This window comes from Bartonella sp. TT110JLCBS, from assembly GCF_042193405.1.
Taxonomy (GTDB): Bacteria; Pseudomonadota; Alphaproteobacteria; order Rhizobiales; family Rhizobiaceae; genus Bartonella.
In genome coordinates this window covers 339-593 of record NZ_JBHILT010000273.1, presented here as the reverse complement: position 1 = coordinate 593, position 255 = coordinate 339, and the positions used below count along the sequence as shown (strand labels likewise).

Sequence of the window (255 nt, the reverse complement as noted above, 5' to 3'; positions counted from 1 at the left end):
GGGTCTTTTTTGAAAAGCTTGCTCAAGCAGCAGGGCATCAGCTTGACTTTTCACTTGTTACAAAAGAACGCATGATGCTCGCCAGTGTTGCTGTAGCAGAAAATGGTGATCTAGAACCAATGCAACATCTGTTTGAAGATATCTCTAATCCCAATAAAATACTTCTTTTAAAGGAATTCATGAGCAGCATGAAAGAACTTGGGCGCAATGTTAATGATCGTCCCGTTATGGTTGCAAAAGAGGGTGAAACCTACA

At 40.8% G+C, this 255-nt stretch carries 1 pseudogene; it reads left to right on the top strand.

Going from position 1 to position 255, the window contains the following annotated elements:
• A pseudogene (locus tag ACFILW_RS10900) lies at positions 1-255 on the top strand (adenosine monophosphate-protein transferase); the annotation flags it as partial.